This is a genomic window from Pseudomonas sp. NPDC089407 (assembly GCF_044900445.1).
Classification (GTDB): Bacteria; Pseudomonadota; Gammaproteobacteria; order Pseudomonadales; family Pseudomonadaceae; genus Aquipseudomonas.
This window is the reverse complement of record NZ_JBJDNB010000033.1, coordinates 59,594-78,184: the sequence shown is the minus strand read 5'-3', so window position 1 is coordinate 78,184 and position 18,591 is coordinate 59,594. Positions and strand designations below refer to the sequence as shown.

Here is an 18,591-nt window from a genome sequence, read left to right as displayed (position 1 = left end):
GGCGGGCAGCGGAGACCTCACAGAAGAGACTGGCCCGAAACAGACTGTGGGAGCGGGCTTGTCCCGCGAAGCGCCGCGCGGGCGGCGCTCGATCTGACAGGCGCTGAATGTGTTGTGGCGGGCACCTCTCAAAACCAGCTCAATCCCAAGGCAGGCACCCCGCAGCCCCGCTCATACCTCAAACCACCCTACCCTGCTTTCTCACCAGCCTGGGCAGCACCCGCGAAACCGCCGGAATCCTCAACCCCATCAACACAACCCCAATAAACGCATACACCGCCCACTCCCGCAGATCCGAGCGAACAATCCACAAAAAGTGCAGCAACCCCAACCCCAGCACCACATACACCAACCTGTGCAGCTTCTTCCACCGCGCCCCAAGCCGCCGCTGGCTATACCGGTTCGAGGTAACCGCCAATGCCAATAACCCAAGAAACCCCAACGCCCCGACAATAATGTAGGGCCGCTTGCGCAACTCCACCGCCAACTGACCCCAATCCAGCCCCAGGATAAAGAACAGGTAAGCCAGAATGTGCAGCACAATATAAGCAAACACCCACAACCCCAGCTGCCGGCGCACCACAATCCAGCCCGACCACCCTGTCAACTTCTGCAGCGGTGTCATGCCCAAGGTCACCAGCAGGAAGGTCAGCGCCCCAAGCCCCAGACGATCCATCATGATCTTCCCGGGATCAGGCCCCAACAGGTTCATCGCGGCCTCATACAACCACCACGCAGGGAACAGGCACCCCACCACAAAAATGGCCAGGCGAAACCAGGGGTAGCGCATCAATAGTTCTTCCGCAGATCAAGCCCGGCGTACAGCGACGCCACTTCATCGGCGTAGCCATTGAACATCTGCGTTTCCCGCACGTTCGGGCTGAACAACCCGCTGGGCAAACGCCGCTCACGCGCCTGGCTCCAGCGCGGGTGATCGACATTCGGGTTTACATTGGCGTAGAAGCCGTACTCATCCGGCGCCAATCCTTCCCAGGTAGTGTCCGGTTGCTCTGCCACCAGGCTGATACGGACGATCGACTTGATGCTCTTGAAGCCATACTTCCACGGCACCACCAAGCGCAGCGGCGCACCGTTCTGGTTGGCAAGCTCCCGCCCATACATGCCAACGGCCAGAATGGCCAATGGATGCATCGCCTCATCCAGACGCAAGCCTTCTCTATATGGCCAGTCGATCAGGGCGAAGCCCGAGCGTTGCCCCGGCATATGTTCTGGGTCCTTCAATGTCTCGAAGCGCACGTAGCGAGCCCTGGAAGTCGGTTCGACCTGCTTGAGCACTTGTGCCAAGGGGAACCCCAGCCACGGAATGACCATCGACCACGCCTCAACGCAACGCAGCCGATAAATGCGCTCTTCAAGCTGGTAGGGTTTTACGAAGTCTTCCAGCGCATAGCGCCCAGGCTTGCCGACTTCACCATCCACCACTATCGACCACGGTTCGGTCTTCAGGCTGTCGCCATTGGCCGCGGGGTCGCCCTTGTCGGGCCCGAACTCATAGAAGTTGTTGTAGTGGGTAGCGTCCTTGAACGGCGTGATCGCCTCACCCTTGACCGTGACTGCCTGCCATTGCGTGGCCGCCAGCTTTTCACTGAACCAGCCAGGCGCCTTGCCCGGCGCAACATCGGCGTAACGGCTGGCTTCGGCCGCATGGCCAATACCTGGCAGAGCGCCCAGGGCCAAACCGGCCAGCGAGCCACCCAACAGGGTACGACGGGAAAGGTAGATACCTTCGGGGGTGATCTCCGATGCTTTGCATTCGGATGACCGGGGAAGCTTGATGAGCATGGGCGGCTCCACAGCACTGGATGACGGATGTACCAGTAAGACTATGGAGCCGGAGGGTTATTCCAGCGTTAAGCGATTTTTCACGCTTTACGCCGGCGCGCCTTGAGCAGGAACTGGATCGGCCCCGATGCCGCGTAGGCGAGGAAGATCAGCAGCAGGATGCGCGGCGGGTCGCTGAACACCACAGCAAACACCAACACCACGGCCAGAATCGCCACGAACGGTACGCGGCCTTTAAGGTCCAGCTCTTTGAAGCTGTTGTACTTGATGTTGCTGACCATCAGCATGCCGGCAGCAGCCACCAGCAGCGCGACCAGGAACGACAGCTTGGAACCCTGGATGCCGTAGTCGCTGAACGCCCAGACAGTCCCCGCCACCACGCCAGCGGCAGCCGGGCTGGCCAAGCCGATGAAGTAACGCTTGTCGGCGGTACCGACCTGGGTGTTGAAGCGCGCCAGGCGCAGCGCCGCACCGGCTACATAGATGAAGGCGACCATCCAGCCGACCTTGCCCATGTCACCCAGTGCCCAGCCGAAGGCCAGCAAGGCCGGGGCCACGCCGAAGGCGACCATGTCCGACAGCGAGTCGTACTCTGCACCGAAGGCGCTCTGGGTATTGGTCATGCGCGCAACACGGCCGTCCAGGCCGTCGAGCACCATGGCCACGAAGATGGCGATGGCGGCAAAGGCGAAATACTTGCTCGCCTCGCGAGGGTCACCCGCGCTCAGGGCGCTCTGTGCGCTCATTGAACTGATGATGGAATAAAAGCCGGCAAACAGGTTAGCGGTGGTGAACAGGTTGGGCAGCAGGTAGATGCCGCGGTGGCGCACCTTGCGGCCTTCGGCGTCATGCCCTTCTTCAACGTGCTCGTCGATCGGTAGCAGGCTTTCGGCGTCGGAGGGCTTGTTCGGCTCTTCGGGACGTTCGCTCATGGAGGGTACCTTGCAACAGGATGGAAAATGTTCGACACGGGCCCACGAAACAGGTTCTGACGGCGGGCCACTGGTCTGCTTTATACCAGAAGCAGGCTGCCAGAACGAAAAAACGCGGCCGAAGCCGCGTTTTTCATGTTGCGTTGTTACTTAGTTCTTGGCTTTGTCGACGATCTTGTTCGCCGAGATCCAAGGCATCATCGAGCGCAGTTGCTCACCGATGATCTCGATGCCGTGCGAAGCGTTGTTACGACGCTTGGCGGTCATCGATGGGTAGTTGGTAGCGCCTTCGGAGATGAACATCTTCGCGTACTCGCCGTCCTGGATGCGCTTCAGAGCGTTGCGCATGGCCTTGCGGGATTCTTCGTTGATGACTTCCGGACCAGTGACGTACTCACCGTACTCGGCGTTGTTGGAGATCGAGTAGTTCATGTTGGCGATGCCGCCTTCGTACATGAGGTCAACGATCAGCTTCAGCTCGTGCAGGCACTCGAAGTAGGCCATTTCTGGCGCGTAGCCAGCTTCAACCAGGGTTTCGAAACCGGCTTTGACCAGCTCGACGGTACCGCCGCACAGAACAGCCTGCTCACCGAACAGGTCGGTTTCGGTCTCGTCCTTGAAGGTGGTTTCGATGATGCCGGTACGGCCGCCACCCACGCCAGCAGCGTAGGACAGGGCGACGTTCTTGGCGTTGCCGGACGCGTCCTGGTAGATAGCGATCAGGTCAGGGATGCCGCCGCCTTTGACGAACTCGGAGCGCACGGTGTGGCCCGGGGCTTTCGGCGCGATCATGATCACGTCGAGGTCGGCACGCGGTACAACCTGGTTGTAGTGGATCGAGAAACCGTGGGAGAAGGCCAGGGTAGCGCCCTTCTTGATGTTCGGCTCGATTTCGTTCTTGTACAGAGCGCCCTGGAACTCGTCCGGGGTCAGGATCATCACCAGGTCAGCCGCAGCGACAGCGGTAGCAACGTCAGCAACTTTCAGGCCGTGGGCTTCAGCCTTGGCAACGGTAGCCGAACCTTTACGCAGACCGACGGTAACGTCTACACCGGAGTCTTTCAGGTTGCACGCTTGGGCGTGGCCTTGGGAACCGTAACCGATGATGGCGACTTTCTTGCCCTGGATGATGGAAAGGTCGCAGTCTTTATCGTAGAAAACTTTCATGAAAATACCCCTGGTTATATCTCGGCCCCTGCGGAGCCATCGCTAATTTTTGAATTTAGATGCTGAGCACTTTGTCGCCACGGGCAATGCCGGTAACGCCGCTGCGCACGGTTTCGAGAATCGATGCAGTGCCGATCGCCTGGATGAAGCTGTCCAGTTTGTCGCTGGTACCGCTCAACTGTACGGTGTACACGCTGGCGGTCACATCGACGATCTGGCCACGGAAGATATCCGTGGTGCGCTTGATCTCGGCGCGCTGGGCACCGGTGGCCTTGACCTTGACCAGCATCAGTTCACGCTCGATGTGAGCGCTTTCCGACAGGTCGACAAGCTTGACCACTTCGACCAGCTTGTTCAGGTTCTTGGTGATCTGCTCGATCACTTCGTCATGGCCAACGGTGGTCAGCGTCAGACGCGACAGGGTCGGGTCTTCGGTCGGCGCCACGGTCAGGCTTTCAATGTTGTAGTTGCGCTGGGAGAACAGGCCGACCACACGGGACAGAGCACCGGGTTCGTTTTCCAGCAGCAGGGAAATGATATGCCGCATATCAGGTACGCTCCGTCTTGCTCAGCCACATGTCACGCATCGAGCCATCCTTGATCTGCATCGGATAGACGTGCTCACTGCGGTCAACCGCGATGTCGATGAACACCAGGCGGTCCTTCATCGCAAACGCTTCTTCCAGCTTCGGCTTGAGGTCCTTCAGGCTGGTGATGCGGATACCCACATGGCCATAGGCCTCGGCCAGCTTGATGAAGTCAGGCAGCGACTCCACGTACGAGTGCGAGTGGCGACCGTTGTAGGCCATGTCCTGCCACTGGCGGACCATGCCCAACACACCGTTGTTCAGGTTGACGATCTTCACCGGCAGGCCGTACTGCATGCAGGTGGACAGCTCCTGGATGTTCATCTGGATGCTGCCTTCACCGGTCACGCAGGCAACGTCCTGGTCGGGGAAGTTGAGCTTGACGCCCATCGCCGCCGGGAAGCCGAAGCCCATGGTGCCCAGGCCACCGGAGTTGATCCAGCGGTTCGGCTTGTTGAAGCGGTAGTACTGCGCCGCGAACATCTGGTGCTGGCCCACATCGGAGGTGACGAAGGCATCGCCGTTGGTCACTTCGCACAGGGTCTCGATCACTTTTTGCGGTTTGATGACGTTGCCGTCGCCCTTGTCGTAAGGGAACAGTTCGCCATTGCCACGCCATTCGTCGATCTGCCTCCACCAGCCGTCCAACGCCGCCTTGTCAGGCTGCTCGCCGATTTCCTTGAGGATGCCGAGCATTTCGCTGAGCACACTGTCGACCGGCCCAACGATAGGCACGTCGGCCTTGATCATCTTTGAGATCGACGCCGGGTCGATATCGACATGGATGATCTTGGCGTTCGGGCAGAACTTGGCCGGGCCGTTGACCACGCGGTCGTCGAAACGCGCACCGACGGCGAAGATCACGTCGGCATTGTGCATGGCCATGTTGGCGGTGTAGCTGCCATGCATGCCGAGCATGCCGAGGAACTGGCGGTCGGTACCCGGGAACCCGCCCAGACCCATCAGGGTATTGGTGACGGGCAGGTTCAGCGACTTGGCGATTTCGGTCAGGGCTTCGGAGCCACCGCCGAGGATCACGCCACCACCGGCGTAGACGATCGGGCGCTTGGCCGCCAGCAGCATTTCTGCAGCTTTGCGGATCTGGCCGGAGTGGCCACGGACCGCTGGGCTGTAGGAACGCAGCTTGACCTTTTTCGGGTAGACGTATTCGAACTTCTCAGCCGGGTTGGTCATGTCTTTTGGAATGTCGACCACGACTGGACCTGGGCGACCGGATTGCGCCAGGTAGAACGCTTTTTTCAGAACTTCAGGGATCTCGGTCGGGTTCTTGATCATGAAGCTGTGCTTCACGATCGGCCGCGAGATACCGATCATGTCGGTTTCCTGGAAGGCATCGGTACCTACCATGGTGCTAGGCACCTGGCCGGACAGGATGACCATCGGAATCGAGTCCATGTAGGCGGTGGCAATGCCGGTAATGGCATTGGTCGCGCCCGGGCCGGAGGTTACCAGCACCACACCGGCCTTGCCGGTGGCGCGGGCGTAGCCGTCCGCCATATGGGTTGCCGCCTGCTCGTGGCGAACCAGGATGTGTTCCACTTCCGGTTCTTTGAACAGGGCGTCGTAAACATGCAGGAGAGCACCACCAGGGTACCCGTAGATGTGCTTAACGCCTTCGTCACGCAAGAAGCGGACGACCATCTCAGCGCCAGATAAAAGCTCCACGTTGTTCACCTCTAAAACGCCAGAATACCGCCCTCACTGGACGGGTCTTAATAGGTTTACTGCCAAGCAGAGCATGAGCGAACGTCAGCACTGACTGAGCAAGTATTGGGAGCACCCCTGAGTGTTGCGGGGCTTTCCCACCCAGCGCGAGGTAACGCGTTGCGGGGTGTAACAGGTCGGCGCGGGTATGCACCTCATGATCTGCTTAGCGGGTCTGCTTCTGGCAGTCCCACTACAGCGGAAGTTGGATTCTTGTGATTTGGCGGCTACAAGTCAAGAAAAATTATTGCCAATTTTTCCCCAAGATGAATTCCTGCCACCACTAAAAATCGCTTCAGCAGCAGAATTAATAAGATTTCCACAAAAAAGGGCCACAATCTGCGGCCCTTGAAGGAAAAACTGAAGAAATCAGGCGGAAGGAGCGATCAATTGGTCAAAAGCTGCCAACAGGCGGCGCAACTCACGACTTTGCTCCGGCCGGTCGACAAACACCGTTTCGGCCATGACCAGGATGCTGGAGGCGTTGGGCAGCGGCTGACCGAGCTCGATGATGATCTTCATACGCTGCAGGAAAATCCATTGCAGCCATTGCTCGAAACGCAGCGTATCGACGGCGAACGGGATGGTACTGGCCAATGCCTCGTCGCTCGGCGGCTCGTCATCCCACCAGCCTTGTACCTGCAGTTCACGCTCGATCAGCAGCAGATGGTCGGCGATATCCAGAATACGTTGCTCGATCATCACGAATTGACCCGTGCCTTTTGCCGGGCCAGTGCAGCACCCGCGCTGTCACCCTGCTTTTCACGGGCCTGGGCGATGGTGTTCCACAGTTCGGCCTGCAGGCTCGGGCGGCCGTTGGCGTAGGTCAGGGCGCGACGCGCCAGCTGCTCGGCCTGCGGCGCATCACCTTGCGACAGGCGCACCTGGGCCAGGCGGTACAGCACCTGCGGCTCGCGCGGGGCGATGCGCTGGGCACGTTCCAGGCTGGACGCGGCGCCGTTGAAGTCGCCACTGCCCTGCTGGGTCTTGGCGGTGGTCAGCAGTGCCAGCACCGGGCCGTCCAGCTGCTCGTCAGCCGACAGGCCACCGGCAGCGGGCGTGCTGCGCGGAATGCCGGTTGGTGCACTGCTGGCAGCCGGGGCACTGTTCATCGAGGCGATATCGAACGGTTCATCGGCGATCGGGTTCGGATTGGTGGTCATCGGTGCCGAAGTTACCGGCCCGGTAGTAATCGGGCCCGGCGTGATCGGCGAGGTGCTGATCGGCGCTGCGCCGTTGGCCGCCGGGAACGTCTGGATGCCCGAGGCGCCTGCGCCCTGCGGGATCATCACGGTAACGCCGGAATCCTCTGGCAGCGTTTGCGCTTGCGCAGTGCCCGCGTTGTAGCCACCCGCCGGGCGGTTGGCCGTCACGCGTTCGCTGTTGGACACGCGGGTGCTCGAATCGACCACGGGGATATTGCCGCGCGGGACGCTGGAGCACCCCTGGAGCACCACCAGCGCCGTCACGGCAGGAAACAGCCACTTGTTCACATCACACCTCATCAATGCAGCCTGTGCTTAATTCATCCAGCCCTTGACCCAGTCCATGACCGATTCGGCGGGATTCTGCTCGCCGCCACAGGTCGCGCCGGCGGGCGGTTCACTGCCGCGAATATACGGCATCTGCACCGCTCCCGGACAGCTACCGTCAGACCCGTGGCCAGTGTAGGGGTCGATCCAGGCCTGCACCACGTTGTCCGGCTGTGGCATATCCAGTGGCAGCGGGTCGGCCTTTTTCATGAAGCTGGTCCACACCTGCAAGGCACCGGTGGCGCCGGTGAACGGCGTCTTGCCATTATCGTCGCGGCCCATCCACACCACCGCCAGCAGGTCCTGGCTGAAGCCGGAGAACCAGCTGTCGCGGGAGTCGTTACTGGTACCGGTCTTGCCCGCCAAGGTCAGCGAGCGCGGCAGGGTGTTGTACACCGAACGCCCGGTACCTTCGCGCATTACTCGCTGCATGGCGTTCTGCACCAGGTAGATGGCACCCGGGTCGAAGGTTTGCTGTATCTGGAACGGGTAGCGCTTGAGCGGCTCGCCCTCGGCCGTCAGCACGCTGCGAATACCGCGCATCGGCGTATTGAAGCCACCGTTGGCGATGGTCTGGTACATGGTCGCGACCTGCATGGGCGACATGCCACCGGCCCCCAGCAGCATTGCCGGGAACGGCTTCCAGTCAACGTTCACGCCCAGCCGGCCGATGGTCTTGATCACATTCGGCACGCCCACTTCCAGGCCGAGCTTGGCGGTCGACAGGTTGTAGGAGTTGGCCAGCCCTTGGTACAGGTAAATGGTGCCGTGCGGGCGACGGTCGTAGTTTTGCGGGCGCCAGACCTGGCCATCGGCACCTTTGACCGAAAACGGCTCGTCCTGCACCCAGCTGGTCAGGGTGAACTTGCTCGGCTGCTCCAACGCGGTCAGGTAGACCGACGGCTTGACCAACGAGCCAATTGGCCGCACCGCGTCGATGGCCCGGTTGAAGCCGGCAAAGCCCGCCTGACGGCTGCCGATCAGCGCCTGCACCTCACCGGTTTCAGGGTTGGTCACGACCATTGCCGACTCCACCTCGTCAGCCCCTTTGCGACCGGCCAGGCGCTTGAAGGTCTCGCTCATCGAGGTTTCGGCCTTCATCTGCAGGATCGGGTCAAAGCTGGTGAAGATGCGTAGGCCTTCTTCGGTCAAGTCTTCGTCGCGGTAGTCCTGGCGCAGCTGACGCTTGACCAGGTCGAGGAAGGCCGGGAACGAGCTGTCGGCGAGGCTGCCGCGCTTGGTCACGCCCAGTGGCATCTTCTTCGCCGCGTCGACTTCGGCCTGGCTGGCCACGCCTTGCTCGGCCACCAGGTCGAGCACCAGATTACGCCGGGCCAGGGCGCGGTCGGGGTAGCGCCGCGGGTTGTAATAGGACGGGCCTTTGACCATGCCCACCAACAAGGCGACCTGGTGTAGCTTGAGTTCGGACAGCGGCTGGCTGAAGAAGAACTGGCTGGCCAGGCCGAAGCCATGCACGGCACGCTGGCCGTCCTGGCCGACGAACACCTCGTTGAGGTAGGCCTCAAGGATTTCGCGCTTGTCGTAATGCAGCTCAAGCAGCATCGCCATCATCGCCTCGGTCAGTTTGCGGCTAAGGCTGCGCTCACTGGTAAGGTAGAAGTTCTTCACCAGCTGCTGGGTCAGGGTACTGCCGCCCTGGCGCATCGAGCCGGACGAAGTGTTGACCCACATGGCCCGGGCGATGGACTTGGGCGACACGCCGAAGTGGCTGTAGAAGTCGCGGTCCTCCGTGGCCACCAGGGTTTCGAGCAGGTACTTGGGCACCTGGTCGATCTTGATCAGGATGCGGTCTTCGAGGTTTTTCGGGTAGATGCCGCCGATCATCAGCGGTTCCAGACGCACGACGTCGAGCGCCTTGCCGTTGGCACTGGAAAGGCCGGCCACGTAATCGCCAGAGAAGCGCACGCGCACGAACTGCGCCGGCTCCATGCCCTCGTAGAACTGGAAGCCACGTGTGTTGAGGTCGACGGTATTGCCATTGACCGACGCAGCACCTGGGCCGTTGGCGGCGCTTTCACGGCGATAGCCAAGCGCATCGAGCTCGGTGAGGAAGTCGCTTTTGCTCAGTTTCTGGCCGGTGAACAGCTCCAGCGGCCGGGCATACACCTTGGCCGGGATGGTCCAGCGCTTGCCAGAAAACTTCTCCTGGACGACGGCATCGAGGTAAACCGCGAAACCAGCGACGATCACCAGGCCTACCAGGCTGAGCTTCAAAGCCCAGCCCAGCCAGGCGCGGGAGCGGCCGGTCGGGCGTTTCTGAGGGGTACGGGGATTTCGGGTTCGGGTCATGGCGGCGGATTATACGCACTTTATAAAGGCTGGGCAGACGGCCCGGCGGTAGGCAGGGACGGCACCATTGACCATAATGGCGCATTCGAATTCCCTGCCCCCGGAAGGATTTGCCGTGAGCCAAGCTCTTATTACTGCGTTGCAGAACCCAGCCCTGTACCCCCACCCCGTGGATGGGTTCCAGCTCATCGAGACGCATATCTCCTGGGTCCTGCTCACGGGCGAGTACGCCTACAAGATCAAGAAGCCGATGAACTTCGGCTTCCTCGACTTCACCGGTCTGGACCAGCGTCAGCATTTCTGTAATGAAGAATTACGCCTGAACCAGCGCCTGACCGAAGGCCTGTACCTGGACGTTTTACCGATCACCGGTAGCGTCGACGCGCCACAGTTCGGCGGTGAAGGCGAAGCCATCGAATACGCGCTGAAGATGCGCCAGTTCCCCCAGGGGCAGATGCTCAGCACCCTGCAGGCCAATGGCGAGCTCAACGCCACGCACATCGACCAGATGGCCCGGCAGATCGCTGAATTCCACCTGCAGGCCCCACGCGTGCCAGTAGAGCACCCGCTGGGCACGCCTGAAAGCGTGATGGCGCCGGTGGAGCAGAACTTCGAGCAGATTCGCCCGTTCCTCAGCGACAAGGCCGACCTGCAGCAACTCGACGCCCTGCAGGCCTGGGCCCGCAGCAGCTTCGAGCGCCTGCATGGCCTGCTGGAAAAGCGCAAGGCCAATGGCTTTATCCGTGAATGCCACGGTGACATCCACCTGGGCAACGCCACCCTGATCGATGGCAAGGTAGTGATCTTCGACTGCATCGAGTTCAACGAACCGTTCCGCCTGACCGACGTCTACGCCGATACCGGCTTCCTGGCCATGGACCTGGAAGACCGCGGCCTGAAGTGCCTGGCCCGCCGTTTCGTCAGCCAGTACCTGGAACTGACCGGCGATTACGAAGGCCTGGAACTGCTCAACTTCTACAAGGCCTACCGCGCCCTGGTGCGGGCCAAGGTCGCGCTGTTCAGCCTGCCGGCCGACGCCGATGGCGTGCAGCGTGCCACCACCCTGCGCACCTACCGCAATTACGCCAACCTGGCGGAAAGCTACAGCGCCATCCCGTCGCGCCTGCTGGCCATCACCCACGGTGTTTCAGCCGTGGGCAAAAGCCACGTGGCCATGCGCATGGTCGAGGCCCTGGGTGCGGTGCGCGTGCGTTCGGACGTGGAGCGCAAGCGCCTGTTCGGTGAACAGCAGCAGGCAGAAGCCGGCCAGCTGAGCGCCGGCATCTATGACCAGGATGCCAGCACCGCGACCTACCAGCGCCTGCATGAAGTGGCGGCAACCGTACTGCGTGCCGGTTTCCCGGTGGTGCTGGATGCCACCTACCTCAAGCGCGAGCAGCGCCAGGCCGCGGCAGACGTCGCCAGCCAGACCGGTGTGCCGTTCCTGATCCTCGATTGCCACGCGCCGGAGGCGGTGATCGCCAGCTGGCTGGAGCAGCGCCAGGCGGAGAACAGCGACCCGTCGGATGCCACCCTGGAGGTGGTCAAGGCGCAACAGGCCAGCCGTGAGGCACTGGATGCGCAGGAGTTGGTACAAAGCACCCGCGTTGATACCCAGGCGGCGGGCAGCATGGACCAGGTGATCGAGCAGATTCGCCAGCGTTTGCCGGGCCTGTAAGTACAGCTTTGCCTGTTCTGGCCTCTTCGCGGGTAAACCCGCGCCTACAAGGGCTCACCTCTGCCGTGTGTAGGCGCGGGTTTACCCGCGAAGAGGCCTAACAGGACAACTCATCCCCCCAGATGGCAAAAAGCCGCGTATTCCCCAACCCCCGCTACACTCCTCTCTGACCTGCTCGCGATTTATCTCCCAATGACCCGTTCAGCCATCGCAAGGAGGCTCGATGAACGATGAATTGCAGCATCTGAAGAACCTTGGCAAGACCTCTGCGCAGTGGCTGCATGCAGCCGGCATCCACAGTGCATCGGATCTGCGCCGCCTGGGCGCGGTGGGTGCGTACCAGGCCGTGAAGACACGAGGGTTCCGCGCATCGAAGGTGCTGTTGTATGCCATTGAGGGTGCCCTGCTGGACATGCACTGGAACGATTTGCCGCTGGAACGCAAAGAAGCGCTCAACCAACAACTGGATGCGAAAAGCCCTTCGCAAAAAAATCCAAAATAATCGTGAAAAGGGGATTGACGGCTAAATGAGAATTGTTATGATTATCACAACTGGTCGCGAGACTGGTTGGATAAGCTAAGAGCCCCTGGTTCGGACTCTCAGATTATCTCCTCATCAGGCTAATCACGGTTATTGACCCGGCCATTTGCCGGGTCTTTTTTTGCCTGTGGTTTGACCGGCCTTATCGCTTCAGCTGCGCGCAGTAATCCTGCTCCGACATCGCTGCCGTGTACCACACGTAATCCGCCTGCCCTGCCTCGACCTGTTCACCCACTTCAGCCAGCAATAGCACCTCGCTCTGCCCCTGCGCACCCAGATCACTCAAGTGCAACGGCACGCCCAGGTCCTTGCGCACGTGATAGGCCCCGGCGAACAGCAGAGCCGGTTGTGGCGCTGCCAGCAAACGCTCGGCCATGCGTCGGTCACGCTGCTGCTGCACGGCCAGCATCGCCGGTAGCTGGCTTTCTGGCAGCATGCCGCAATGCCCGGCGCGCACCTGCTCCAGCAAGGCAGCCTTCACCGGTGGGGCATTGGACCTTTCACCGCTCAATGAAGCCGGCTGTCGATAGGCCTGGCGCATTTCACCAGGTGAAAGGTTGGCGGCCAGCAAAGGTATGCGCTGTTGCACGGCTTCGCGCACGATCGACCCGTACAACTGCCAGTCCCAGCCTTCCTGCCAGGCCAGTGCCTTGGGCAAGTCTGCCGGCAAAGGTTGCACCGCAAGCTTGTCCACGAGCGGCTGCTGTTCGGGTTGCAGCATCTCCAGTAACAGGCTGCCTTGGGCACGCTGGCCCTGCAGGGCGCGCAGCAGCCATAGTTGCAGCGCGTGATGGTCGGGGTTGTCGTGTTTTTCGCCAACCAGCACTCGCGGTGCGGCAGCCAGGCGCTGCACGAGCTGTTCGGGGCTGATTACCTGCCCGCTGGCGAGATCGACGATGTGCCCCAGTTCGGCATGCGTGCGCCCTTCAGTGCTTTGCCAGGCAGGCAGCGGCGACAGGCTGGCCTGGCAGCCACCCAATGTCAGCAGCAGGCACAGCGAGAAACCGGACAGCAGCGGGTGTCGCATGGGTAGTTACCTCCATTGATGGCCTGCGCGGACCCTGTAGGAGCGGCCTTGTGTCGCGAAAGGGCTGCAGAGCGGCCCCAGGATTTCAGCGCAAATGCAGAAATTGTCGGGGCCGCTTTGCGGCCCTGTCGCGACGCAAGGCCGCTCCTACAAAGACCGCGCAACATGACTCTTAGCGGGTGATGATCAGCGGGTGCCCCCGTTCAGGGTGCGGCTGCACCAGCACATCGATCCCGTACACCGCCTTCAACGCCGCCGGCGTCAACACCGCTTCAGGCTCGGCAAACGCATGGCAGCGCCCCTGCTCCAGCAACAGGATACGGTCACAGTAGCGTGCTGCCAGGTTCAGGTCATGCAGGATCACCAGCACCGCAGCGCCACGGTCGGCAAAGCGGCGCACCGCCTCCAGGGTGGTGTGCTGGTGCAGCGGGTCGAGCATCGAGGTCGGTTCGTCGAGCAGCAGCGTGGCGCCCGCCTCTCCCGGCCACAACTGCGCTAGCACGCGGGCCAGATGCACCCGCTGCCGCTCGCCACCGGACAAGGCCAGGTAACTGCGCTCCACCAGGTGCCAGGCATCCGCCGCCTGCAACGCTGCCTCGACGATTTCGGCATCCCGCCGCTGCCCGGTGCCATGGGGCATACGCCCCATGCCCACCACTTCCTCGACCCTGAACGAAAAGCCCAGGCTGGACACCTGCGGCAGCACCGCCAGGCGCCTGGCCCGCTCCTGCCCGGCCCAGTCCTCCAATGGCCGGCCCTGCAGCATCACCTGGCCACGGTCCGCCGCCAGTTCGCCGCACAGCACCCCCAGCAGGCTGCTTTTGCCCGCACCGTTGGGGCCGAGCACACCCACCACCTGCCCGGGGTGCAACCGCAGATGAATGTCATGCAGCACTTCATTGTTGCCCCGCCGCAGGTGCAGGCCCTCGACTTGCAACATCAGCTGCGCCCTCGCATCAGCAGGAACAGAAAGAACGGCGCACCGATGAAGGCCGTGACGATACCGATCGGCAGTTCGGCAGGTGCCAACAGCAGCCGTGCCGCCAGGTCAGCGAACAGCATCAGTACGCCACCGGCCAGCAGCGAGGCCGGCAGCACCACGCGGTGATCAGGCCCGGCCAGCAAGCGCACCAGGTGCGGTACCACCAGGCCGATGAAGCCGATCAGCCCGGCAGCCGCCACCGCAGCGCCAACGCCCAGCGCCGTGCAAAACACCAGCTCGCGCTTGAGCCGCTCGACATCGACGCCCAGGTGGCGCGCCTCAGACTCACCCAGCAGCAAAGCATTCAGCGCCTTGGCCCGACGCGGCAGCCACACTGCCACCCCCGCAGCCACCAGCAACAACGGCCATAGCCGCTCGTAGCTGGCGCCATTGAGGCTGCCCAGGTTCCAGAAAGTCAGCGTACGCAGGGTGGCGTCATCGGCCAGGTAGGAGAACAGCCCTACAGCCGCACCGCCCAACGCGGTCATTGCCACACCCGCCAGCAGCATCGTGGCGACATTGGTCTGGCCATCGCGACGCCCAAAGCGGTAGACCAGCGCGGTGACGCCAAGCCCGCCAACAAACGCGCAGAACGACAGCAAGTAAGGCGCGAAAACCTCCGGCAGGCCGCCAAACCAGGCACCGCCGACGATCGCGACCGCGGCCCCCATCGCGGCCCCGGCGGCCACCCCGACCAACCCGGGGTCGGCCAGCGGGTTGCGGAACAACCCCTGCATGGCCACCCCGGACAGCGCCAGCACTGCACCCACTGCCAGCCCCAGCAGGGTGCGCGGCAGGCGGATCTGGCCAAGGATCATCTCGGCCGGTTGCAGGCCATCGGCAGCGATTGGCAGGCCCAACAGGCGCAGCCCCGCGCGCAAGGTATCGAACAGCGGCAAGCTGACCGGCCCCAGCGCCAGCGACAGCCACACCGCCAACAGGCAAAGCAGGCTCAGGCAAATGAACAACGTACGTGGCTGTACCCGCTGTTTCATTGTACGAAGTTGGCCTTGGCTGCCGGGTAGAAGCTAGCTGCCAACGATTGCAAGGTCGCCGGCAGGCGCGGCCCCAGGCCACCGACCAGCAGTGTCGGGTCAAGCGATACCAGGCGCTTCTCACGCACGGCACGCGCTGCGGCCAGTGCCGGGTTTTCTTTCAAAAGTGCCTGCAAGGCCTGCTCATCGGCCAGCGCCCGGTCGGAGAACACGATCACATCCGGGTCCAGCGCGGCCAATGCCTCGTTGGAGAAATTCTTGTAGCCCTGATGCTCTGCCAGGTTACGCCCACCTGCCTGGCCCAGTAGCCAGTCGCCGGCAGTACCCTGCCCAGCGATCAGCGGCTTGGCCCCGGCATGCCCGACCAGCAGCAGCACCCCAGGTGCTTTGTGCCCGGCTTGAGCCTGCTTGACCTCGGCTTGCAGCGCTTGCAGCTGCTGGTGGTAGCCAGCCGACAATGCGGACGCTTGCTGTTCGGCGCCGAGCAATTGCCCAAGGTGCTTGAGATTTGCATCTACTGCCGCCAGCTCGGCCTTGCTGGAGAACAGTTCCACCCGTACGCCAGCCTTGCGGATTTGCGCCAGTACCGGCGGCGGGCCCATTTCTTCGGTGCCCACCAGCACATCCGGGCGCAGGCTGAGAATGCCTTCAGCCGACAACTGCCGCTGGTAACCTACGCTGGGCAGTGCTTTCAACGAGGCTGGGTGTTGGCTGGTGGTATCCACGCCAACCAGCCGCGCTTCACCGCCCAACGCGGTTATCCACTCGCTTAGCGCGCCACCGGCGCTGACCCAACGTTGCGGCAGCTCGGCCGCCAGGGCCTGGGTAGAGAGCACAAGGCTTGCACACAGGGCGAGCAAAGCGGCTGGACGACGCATCATCGGGTTCCTTTCAAAGGCAGGGTGCACGCCTTGTGGCGGGCGGCGGAACTGCGCACCATAGGCAGCCGGGCGCAGCGAATGCGGGCAATTTGATAATTATTCGCATTGAAGCGTCAAGCCATCATCTGTTTCACGAGTCGTCCTTGCCATGCATTTCCTTTGTACTTCACACAGCCTGGCCGAAGGCCAAAGCCGCGCCTTCAGCGTAGACGGCCTCGAACTGTTCGGCGTACGCCGCCAGGGGCAGGTGTTCCTGTACCGCAACCGCTGCCCGCACAAGGGTATCCCGTTGAACTGGGCAGAAGACGCGTTTCTCGATGACAGCGCCAGCCTCATCCACTGCGCCCATCACGGCGCACTGTTCCTGATTGAAAGCGGGGAATGCGTGGCCGGCCCCTGTGAAGGTGAACAGCTGCAGGCCTTGGGCTGCCGCGAGGACAGCCAGGGCATCTGGTTCAAGGGTTGAGCAGCACCGGTAGGCGGCGGTCGATGACGATGCCTTCGGGGTCCAGGCGCACGCCATAGGCCAGCACCTCCACCCCATCCGCCACCGCGGCCCGCAAGGCCTGGGCATAGGCCGTATCAATTTCCTCGGCCGGGCGCACGGCATCGACGCCGGTCAGGTTCACGCAATACAGCTGCACCGCTCGCACGCCCTGCCTGGCCAGCTTGGCCAATTCGCGCAGGTGCTTGGCCCCGCGCTGGGTCACCGCATCGGGGAACGCCGCGACGCGGCTGTCGGGGTAACCCAAGGTCGCGCTCTTGACCTCGACGTAGGCCGGCGCACCGTCAAACTCCAGGCGAAAGTCGATACGGCTGCCCTCCTCGCCATAGGCCACTTCACGCTTCAGTGCGGTAAACCCGGCGAGCTCGGTGATGGTACCGGCGCGCAGGGCCTCTTCGACCAGCCCGTTGGCGCGCCCGGTATTCACGCAGGCCAGCCGCCCCTGTGGGGTTTCGCTGATTTCCCAGGTGCCGGGCAGCTTGCGCTTGGGGTCGTTGGAGCGGCTGAACCACACCTGCCCGCCTTCAAGCATACAGTTGAGCATGGAACCGGTGTTCGGGCAGTGAATGGTCAGTTGTTCGCCGCTGGCCAATTCGATATCAGCCAGAAAACGCTTGTAGCGACGCAGCAGGCGGCCTTGTTCAAGTGCAGGAGAAAAACGCATCAGCCTTGCCAGCTCCGCAGGCCACGGGCAATCCGCTGCACCGCCTCTTCCAGGCGCGGCAGGCTCTGGGTATAGGCAAAGCGCACATGGTGCCCGGCCAGGTGGCGCCCGAAATCCAGGCCCGGCGTAAAGGCCAGGTGCTCGGTCTCCAGGAAATGCCGGCAGAAGGCGAACGCGTCACCGCCAAAGGCGCTGATATCGGCGTACAGGTAGAACGCGCCCTGCGGTTCGACGGCAATGCGGAAGCCCAGTTCGCGCAGCGCAGGCAACAAGTAGTCGCGGCGGCGGGCGAATTCGGCGCGGCGTTCTTCGAAGATCGCCAGGGTTTCAGGCAGGAAACACGCCAATGCGGCGTGCTGGGCCATGCTCGGCGCGCTGATGTACAGGTTCTGCGCCAGCTTCTCCAGGTCGGCCACTGCGCCAGGCGGCGCCACCAGCCAGCCCAGGCGCCAGCCGGTCATGCCGAAATACTTGGAAAAACTATTCAGGACGAACGCCGAATCGTCCACCTCAAGCACGCTGGGCGCATCCATGCCATAGGTCAGGCCATGGTAGATCTCATCCACTACCAGGTGGCCATGCCGCTGATGGGTGGCCTTGGCCAGGCCGGCGAGCTCTTCTCGGTTCAGCACGGTGCCAGTGGGGTTGGCCGGCGAAGCGACCAGGGCGCCAACGGTGTCTTTGTCCCAGTAGCGGTCGACCAGATCTTCGGTCAGTTGGTAATTCACCTCCGGCCCCACCGGCACCAGCTGCGCGCCGCCTTCAACCAGGCGCAGGAAGTGGCGGTTGCACGGGTAGCCCGGGTCGGCCAGCAGCCAGTGCCTGCCCGGGTCGACCAGCAGGCTGCTGGCCAGCAGCAGCGCACCGGAACCGCCTGGGGTAATGAGAATGCGCTCAGGGTCTATGCTCAGGCCATAGCGCTGGGCATAAAAGCCGGCAATCGCTTCGCGCAGGGCCGGCAGGCCGCGTGCGGCGGTGTAGCGGGTGTGCCCCGCGGCCAGCGCGGCCTGGCCAGCAGCTACGATAGGCGCGGCTGTGGTGAAATCCGGCTCGCCGATTTCCAGGTGGATCACATCGTGCCCCGCCGCCTGCAGCTCGTTGGCCCGGGCAAGCAGCGCCATTACATGGAAGGGTTCAATGGCGCGGCTGCGCGCGCTGTAGGGATGGGCCATGACCTTCTCTCAATAGCGACTAAACTGGAGATTCTACCCCTGCAAACGATCGAACGTCCCGCCCAGGCCGGTGTCAATAAGCAGGATCGG

18 protein-coding genes are annotated in these 18,591 nt (G+C 62.5%); 3 read left to right on the top strand and 15 right to left on the bottom strand.

Features of this window, described 5'->3' with window-relative positions:
* Positions 1–178: 178 nt before the first annotated feature.
* The 9 genes from msrQ to mrcB all read right to left on the bottom strand — a co-directional run bounded on the left by msrQ (position 179) and on the right by mrcB (position 10,056).
* Entirely contained in the window at positions 179–790 is a 612-nt protein-coding gene (gene msrQ, locus ACI2KG_RS22705; RefSeq protein ID WP_404663367.1) for a protein-methionine-sulfoxide reductase heme-binding subunit MsrQ, read from the bottom strand.
* Entirely contained in the window at positions 790–1,803 is a 1,014-nt protein-coding gene (msrP, locus tag ACI2KG_RS22700; RefSeq protein WP_404663366.1) for a protein-methionine-sulfoxide reductase catalytic subunit MsrP, read from the bottom strand. Before msrP ends, msrQ begins: the two co-directional genes overlap by 1 nt.
* A gap of 80 nt (positions 1,804–1,883) precedes the next feature.
* A complete protein-coding gene (gene pssA, locus ACI2KG_RS22695) occupies positions 1,884–2,735 on the bottom strand; it encodes a CDP-diacylglycerol--serine O-phosphatidyltransferase (protein ID WP_201199954.1) in 852 nt (283 codons plus the stop codon).
* Positions 2,736–2,885: 150 nt separating this feature from the next.
* Entirely contained in the window at positions 2,886–3,902 is a 1,017-nt protein-coding gene (gene ilvC, locus ACI2KG_RS22690) for a ketol-acid reductoisomerase (RefSeq protein WP_056795202.1), read from the bottom strand.
* Positions 3,903–3,957: 55 nt separating this feature from the next.
* Positions 3,958–4,449 carry an acetolactate synthase small subunit gene (gene ilvN / locus ACI2KG_RS22685; RefSeq protein WP_003250040.1) on the bottom strand — a complete coding sequence of 164 codons (492 nt, stop codon included), beginning with the start codon at positions 4,447–4,449 and terminating at the stop codon, positions 3,958–3,960.
* A 1-nt stretch (position 4,450) separates the two neighbouring features.
* Complete coding sequence (locus ACI2KG_RS22680) at positions 4,451–6,175, bottom strand: acetolactate synthase 3 large subunit (protein WP_404663365.1); 1,725 nt, start codon at positions 6,173–6,175, stop codon at positions 4,451–4,453.
* 408 nt (positions 6,176–6,583) lie between these two features.
* Positions 6,584–6,916: a YqcC family protein gene (locus ACI2KG_RS22675; protein ID WP_400618520.1), complete on the bottom strand. Its 333-nt coding sequence runs from the start codon at positions 6,914–6,916 to the stop codon at positions 6,584–6,586.
* Positions 6,916–7,719, bottom strand: coding sequence for a tetratricopeptide repeat protein (locus ACI2KG_RS22670; protein WP_404663364.1), 804 nt, complete (start codon positions 7,717–7,719; stop codon positions 6,916–6,918). The genes ACI2KG_RS22675 and ACI2KG_RS22670 overlap by 1 nt, the downstream gene beginning before the upstream one ends.
* A gap of 15 nt (positions 7,720–7,734) precedes the next feature.
* Complete coding sequence (gene mrcB, locus ACI2KG_RS22665; RefSeq protein WP_404663363.1) at positions 7,735–10,056, bottom strand: penicillin-binding protein 1B; 2,322 nt, start codon at positions 10,054–10,056, stop codon at positions 7,735–7,737.
* A 115-nt stretch (positions 10,057–10,171) separates the two neighbouring features.
* Here mrcB and ACI2KG_RS22660 point away from each other — a divergent pair, with 115 nt between their 5' ends.
* The gene (locus ACI2KG_RS22660) at positions 10,172–11,734 is read left to right on the top strand and encodes an AAA family ATPase (RefSeq protein WP_404663362.1); all 1,563 of its coding nucleotides are present in this window, start codon (positions 10,172–10,174) and stop codon (positions 11,732–11,734) included.
* 223 nt (positions 11,735–11,957) lie between these two features.
* Positions 11,958–12,236: a TfoX/Sxy family protein gene (locus ACI2KG_RS22655; RefSeq protein ID WP_119371464.1), complete on the top strand. Its 279-nt coding sequence runs from the start codon at positions 11,958–11,960 to the stop codon at positions 12,234–12,236.
* 181 nt (positions 12,237–12,417) lie between these two features.
* On the opposite strand, the gene ACI2KG_RS22650 is transcribed toward ACI2KG_RS22655, so the two are convergent.
* The 4 genes from ACI2KG_RS22650 to ACI2KG_RS22635 form a co-directional block, all read right to left on the bottom strand.
* Complete coding sequence (locus ACI2KG_RS22650) at positions 12,418–13,302, bottom strand: ChaN family lipoprotein (RefSeq protein ID WP_404663361.1); 885 nt, start codon at positions 13,300–13,302, stop codon at positions 12,418–12,420.
* A 172-nt stretch (positions 13,303–13,474) separates the two neighbouring features.
* On the bottom strand, positions 13,475–14,242 hold the full coding sequence (locus ACI2KG_RS22645) for a heme ABC transporter ATP-binding protein (protein WP_404663360.1): 768 nt from the start codon (positions 14,240–14,242) through the stop codon (positions 13,475–13,477).
* A complete protein-coding gene (locus ACI2KG_RS22640; protein WP_404663369.1) occupies positions 14,242–15,225 on the bottom strand; it encodes a FecCD family ABC transporter permease in 984 nt (327 codons plus the stop codon). The genes ACI2KG_RS22645 and ACI2KG_RS22640 overlap by 1 nt, the downstream gene beginning before the upstream one ends.
* Before the next feature lie 50 nt (positions 15,226–15,275).
* On the bottom strand, positions 15,276–16,160 hold the full coding sequence (locus ACI2KG_RS22635; protein WP_404663359.1) for a hemin ABC transporter substrate-binding protein: 885 nt from the start codon (positions 16,158–16,160) through the stop codon (positions 15,276–15,278).
* A gap of 148 nt (positions 16,161–16,308) precedes the next feature.
* Here ACI2KG_RS22635 and ACI2KG_RS22630 point away from each other — a divergent pair, with 148 nt between their 5' ends.
* A complete protein-coding gene (locus ACI2KG_RS22630) occupies positions 16,309–16,626 on the top strand; it encodes a Rieske (2Fe-2S) protein (RefSeq protein WP_404663358.1) in 318 nt (105 codons plus the stop codon).
* Here ACI2KG_RS22630 and sfsA read toward each other — a convergent pair.
* Both sfsA and ACI2KG_RS22620 read right to left on the bottom strand, forming a co-directional pair.
* The gene (sfsA, locus tag ACI2KG_RS22625; protein ID WP_404663357.1) at positions 16,616–17,329 is read right to left on the bottom strand and encodes a DNA/RNA nuclease SfsA; all 714 of its coding nucleotides are present in this window, start codon (positions 17,327–17,329) and stop codon (positions 16,616–16,618) included. The genes ACI2KG_RS22630 and sfsA overlap by 11 nt on opposite strands.
* Positions 17,329–18,501 (bottom strand): pyridoxal phosphate-dependent aminotransferase, encoded by a 1,173-nt coding sequence (locus ACI2KG_RS22620; RefSeq protein WP_404663356.1) that lies wholly within the window; start codon positions 18,499–18,501, stop codon positions 17,329–17,331. The genes sfsA and ACI2KG_RS22620 overlap by 1 nt, the downstream gene beginning before the upstream one ends.
* Positions 18,502–18,591 lie beyond the last annotated feature (90 nt).

Coding starts and splice junctions, on each gene's coding strand:
- ACI2KG_RS22645 (WP_404663360.1), bottom strand. CDS start 14,242: ATGTTGCAAGTCGAGGGCCTGCACCTGCGGCGGGGCAACAATGAAGTG.
- ilvN (WP_003250040.1), bottom strand. CDS start 4,449: ATGCGGCATATCATTTCCCTGCTGCTGGAAAACGAACCCGGTGCTCTG.
- pssA (WP_201199954.1), bottom strand. CDS start 2,735: ATGAGCGAACGTCCCGAAGAGCCGAACAAGCCCTCCGACGCCGAAAGC.
- ACI2KG_RS22635 (WP_404663359.1), bottom strand. CDS start 16,160: ATGATGCGTCGTCCAGCCGCTTTGCTCGCCCTGTGTGCAAGCCTTGTG.
- ACI2KG_RS22650 (WP_404663361.1), bottom strand. CDS start 13,302: ATGCGACACCCGCTGCTGTCCGGTTTCTCGCTGTGCCTGCTGCTGACA.
- mrcB (WP_404663363.1), bottom strand. CDS start 10,056: ATGACCCGAACCCGAAATCCCCGTACCCCTCAGAAACGCCCGACCGGC.
- ACI2KG_RS22675 (WP_400618520.1), bottom strand. CDS start 6,916: ATGATCGAGCAACGTATTCTGGATATCGCCGACCATCTGCTGCTGATC.
- ACI2KG_RS22630 (WP_404663358.1), top strand. CDS start 16,309: ATGCATTTCCTTTGTACTTCACACAGCCTGGCCGAAGGCCAAAGCCGC.
- ACI2KG_RS22655 (WP_119371464.1), top strand. CDS start 11,958: ATGAACGATGAATTGCAGCATCTGAAGAACCTTGGCAAGACCTCTGCG.
- ACI2KG_RS22620 (WP_404663356.1), bottom strand. CDS start 18,501: ATGGCCCATCCCTACAGCGCGCGCAGCCGCGCCATTGAACCCTTCCAT.
- sfsA (WP_404663357.1), bottom strand. CDS start 17,329: ATGCGTTTTTCTCCTGCACTTGAACAAGGCCGCCTGCTGCGTCGCTAC.
- msrP (WP_404663366.1), bottom strand. CDS start 1,803: ATGCTCATCAAGCTTCCCCGGTCATCCGAATGCAAAGCATCGGAGATC.
- ACI2KG_RS22670 (WP_404663364.1), bottom strand. CDS start 7,719: ATGAGGTGTGATGTGAACAAGTGGCTGTTTCCTGCCGTGACGGCGCTG.
- ilvC (WP_056795202.1), bottom strand. CDS start 3,902: ATGAAAGTTTTCTACGATAAAGACTGCGACCTTTCCATCATCCAGGGC.
- msrQ (WP_404663367.1), bottom strand. CDS start 790: ATGCGCTACCCCTGGTTTCGCCTGGCCATTTTTGTGGTGGGGTGCCTG.